Source organism: Pontibacter sp. HJ8, from assembly GCF_054824225.1.
Window position 1 is genome coordinate 1 of sequence record NZ_JSYF01000040.1, and the last position, 4351, is coordinate 4351.

A 4351-nucleotide genomic window follows, 5' to 3' on the forward strand; every position below is an offset into this window, starting at 1 on the left:
CCAGTCGGTGATGCGCCAGCTCACGGATGCTTTCCGCCAGTTGGGTTATGGCCAGCCCGAGCTCGAGTCGGAGATCCTCATGCTGCTGGTCGAGGGCCTCTGGCGGCTCTTCCTCACCGAAGGCGACAAGGACCGCTTCAAGGACATGCTCGAACTCATCAAATCCAAGTATAGAGGCAAGTAAATCGTTTGCGTCTTATTTTGAGGCAAACAGGGTATACCTCGCCAGGCCCGGTTGATCCCGCTTGTCTGTTAGTATATTATACTATATTTGGAATCCTTACAAGTAAGAATAAAACAGGTGTACCGGAAACAGGTATAGCCACCGGAGGGCAAAGGCAGATGTGCCGGAAGCTATAGAATAAGGTCAGTTAAAGAAAGAAAAACAAAAGCTGGATCGGGAGCTGAAACGTAGGTATAGGTACCAGCCGTTTTCAGGCGCATCCGCTTTCTAAAGGAATCAGAAACATGTTACAGGAGATTACAGAAAAATTCGAAGAACGTTACCAGCAGAAGCCCGTGGTAGTGCGCTCTCCCGGGAGGGTGAACCTGATCGGGGAACACACCGATTACAACGAGGGCTTTGTGCTGCCGGCTGCCATCAACAAGGAGATTTATTTTGCCCTGGCGCCTAACCATACCAATACCTTCCGGGCTTACGCCTTTAACCTGGAGCAGGAAGCGGAGTTTGACCTGGGCAACGTGCACCCATCCGATATCAGCTGGGCCAACTACCTGCTGGGTGTCGTAGCGCAATTGCAGCAAGCAGGCTATGACGTGCGTGGGTTCGACCTGGTGTTCGGGGGCAATGTGCCCCTTGGAGCGGGTCTCTCTTCGTCGGCAGCGGTGGAGTGCGGACTGGCATTTGCGCTAAACCACGTGTTCGATTTTAACATACCCAAATTCACGCTGGTCAAAATGGCACAGCTGGCCGAGCACGAGTATGCCGGTGTGCGCTGTGGCATCATGGACCAGTTTGCCAGCATGTTCGGGAAAAAAGATCATGCTGTCAAGCTGGACTGCCGCTCCCTCGACTATGCCTATTACAAACTGGACATGGCCGATTACCGTATCGTGCTGTGCGATACACAGGTAAAGCACAACCTGGCATCGTCCGAGTATAATACCCGTCGCCTCGAATGTGAAGCGGGCGTTGCCCTGTTGCACCAACACTACCCGGCCGTAACAAGCCTGCGTGATGTCACCACAGAGATGCTGGAGCAGCACACAGCGGAGTTTGACCCGGTCATCTACAAGCGCTGCAAGTATGTGGTAAATGAGAACAACCGGGTGGAAGAAGCCTGCCAGGCACTCGAGAAAGGGGATATGAAAACCTTCGGTGAGAAGATGTATGCATCTCATAGCGGCCTGCAGCATTATTACGAAGTGAGCTGCCCGGAGCTGGACTTCCTGGTAGAGCAGGCCAGCCGACTGGATACGGTGCTGGGCGCCCGCATGATGGGCGGAGGCTTTGGCGGCTGTACCATCAACCTGGTGAAGCTGGACGCACTCGAGACGTTTACCCGGCAAATGGAAGCGGCTTACCAACGACAGTTTGGCATTACGCTGAAAACCTACGTGGCCGAAATTGTAGACGGAAGCAGCCTGGCCGAAACCGAAATCATGCCGCACGCACAAGTATAGACTACCTTAAAAGCAATTACCCGTGTCAACTTTCGATTTAACAGAACATCCGCACCGACGTTATAATCCCCTCACAGGGGAGTGGGTACTTGTATCCCCGCACCGCTCCAAGCGACCCTGGCAGGGACAGCAGGAAGTGGTAAGCGGCGACGAACGACCCGCCTACGACCCGACCTGCTACCTGTGCCCCGGCAACGAGCGGGCAAACGGAGAGCAGAACCCGGATTACGCGTCTACCTTTGTGTTTGACAATGATTTTGGTGCCCTGCAGCCCTCCACGCCAGCCGGATCTTTCACCAAAGGGAGCCTGATCCGGGCAGAAAGCGAGCGGGGCATCTGCAAGGTGATCTGTTTTTCGCCGCGCCACGACCTGACCTTGCCCGACATGGATGTTGCAGACATCCGCAAGGTGGTGGATTTGTGGCAAAGGGAGTATGAAGAGTTGGGCAAGCTGGATTTTATCCGCTATGTGCAGATCTTCGAAAACAAAGGAGCTGTAATGGGCTGCAGCAATCCGCACCCGCACGGCCAGATTTGGGCGCAAAGCACCGTGCCGGTAGAGCCAGCCAAAGAAACACACCAGCAGGCGCAGTATTTTGAGACCCACCAGCGCAGCCTGTTGCAGGACTACCTGGCCCTGGAACTGGAAGAGCGAACCCGAATTGTGGCAGAGAATGCGCACTTTGTGGCGCTGGTGCCTTTCTGGGCGGTATGGCCATTCGAGACCATCATCATCAGCAAGCGTCATTTTCAGCACATCGGGCAGATGAGCGAGGATGAGAAAGACGCGTTCAGTAGTATCCTCAAAGTGCTGACAGCGGCCTATGACCGGGTGTTCCAAGTGTCCTTTCCCTACTCCTCCGGCATTCACCAGAGCCCGACCGATGGGCAGGAGTATCCGGGATGGCATTTTCACATGCACTTTTACCCGCCTTTGCTGCGCTCTGCTTCGGTCAAGAAATTCATGGTAGGATATGAGATGTTGGGCAATCCACAGCGCGACATCACCCCGGAAGCAGCTGCCGGTTTACTCAGTAATTTAGTGCGTTAACACTTGCTATACCTGAATGGCAATCCCTTGCTTATTGATTTTCTGCGAGGCGATAACCGGCTCATAGCAGGCTGTCGGGGCTCAGTTTGCGCTTTCAACAGCTATGCAAAGACCGCTTTTCGGCATAAAATCAAAAAATAAACAGGCTTTTACAGTATTCTAGAAGTAATATTATATATTAGCTATCCTAAATCCTTATGCAATGAATTTTTCTACCCTTGACTACGTCATTTTTATAGGTTACTGCGTTTTCATTATTGTAATTGGTATCTGGGTGTCCCGCGAGAAAAAGGGGCATGTCAAGGACTCTACCGATTACTTTCTGGCCAGTAAGTCGCTGCCCTGGTGGGCTATCGGAGCCTCTCTGATCGCCTCCAACATCTCGGCCGAACAGTTTATCGGTATGTCCGGTTCTGGTTTTGCAATCGGCCTTGGCATTGCCAGCTACGAATTTATGGCGGCGGCCACGCTGCTCATTGTGGCCAAGTTCTTTCTCCCGATCTATATCAAGGAAGGGATCTTTACCATGCCGCAGTTCCTGAAGCTTCGCTACGATGACCGCATCCGCACGAGTCTGGCCATCTTCTGGATCATGCTCTACATTTTTGTTAACCTGACAACCGTGCTATACCTCTCCGCCCTGGCGCTGAGTGTGGTATTTGAGATAAGCACCATGTGGGCCATCATCGGCCTGGCTGTTGTAGCAGCCTCTTATTCCATCTACGGTGGCCTCAAAGCGGTTGCCTGGACGGATGTGATCCAGGTTGTATTTCTGATACTGGGTGGTCTGATGACTACTTTCCTGGCACTGGATGCCGTGAGTGGGGGCGATGGGGTTGTCAAAGGGATGGGCATGCTGCTGGAAAAGGCACCGGAGAAGTTTGATATGATCCTGTCGGAAGAGAACCCTTTCTACAAGGATCTGCCGGGTATGACCGTCTTGTTTGGAGGTATGTGGATTGCCAACATCAGTTACTGGGGTTTCAACCAGTACATCATTCAGCGTGCCCTGGCTGCCAAAAGCGTGAAGGAAGTTCAGTGGGGCCTGGTGTTTGCCGCGTTCCTGAAATTGCTTATCCCGCTGGTGGTCGTGATCCCAGGTATAGCTGCTTTTGCGCTCAATGCCGATATCAACCGCTATGACGAAGCGTATCCCTGGTTGCTCAATAACCTGGTGCCTACCGGCCTGAAAGGTATTGCTTTTGCGGCGCTGATGGCGGCTGCCTTGTCTTCCCTCAGCTCGATGATGAACTCTACGGCGACCATTTTCACCATGGATATTTACAAAGCGCACCTGAAGCCGGCGGCCACTGAAAAGCAACTGGTACTGGTAGGCCGGATAGTCAGTCTGGTAGCGGTTCTCATTGCGGTGCTTGTGGCTGAACCGCTGCTGGGAGGTGAAGAGCAGATCTTCCAGTTCATCCAGAAGTATACAGGGTATGTGAGCCCGGGCATCATGGTGTTGTTCGTATTCGGACTTTTCTGGAAAAGAGCTACTTCCAATGCGGCGCTTGCAACAGCCATCGCTTCGGTTCCGTTCAGTATCCTCATCGACCAGGTATTCCCGGCTATGCCGTTCCTGGACCAGATGGGCCTGGTATTCCTGCTGCTGTCTACCCTGATGGTGGTTTACTCCCTGCTGGAAAACAGAAAAGG

Annotated in this window: 4 protein-coding genes; all 4 read left to right on the top strand. The window is 53.0% G+C overall.

The genetic code is table 11. The features are described 5' to 3' along the window. On the top strand, positions 1-184 hold a 184-nt coding region (locus OB13_RS02220; protein ID WP_461488512.1), incomplete at its 5' end, for a hypothetical protein. A 284-nt stretch (positions 185-468) separates the two neighbouring features. Continuing rightward, a complete protein-coding gene (locus tag OB13_RS02225) occupies positions 469-1644 on the top strand; it encodes a galactokinase (protein ID WP_461488513.1) in 1176 nt (391 codons plus the stop codon). A 22-nt stretch (positions 1645-1666) separates the two neighbouring features. Further along, complete coding sequence (locus tag OB13_RS02230; protein WP_461488514.1) at positions 1667-2695, top strand: UDP-glucose--hexose-1-phosphate uridylyltransferase; 1029 nt, start codon at positions 1667-1669, stop codon at positions 2693-2695. 202 nt (positions 2696-2897) lie between these two features. Continuing rightward, on the top strand, positions 2898-4351 hold a 1454-nt coding region (locus OB13_RS02235; RefSeq protein WP_461488515.1), incomplete at its 3' end, for a sodium/sugar symporter.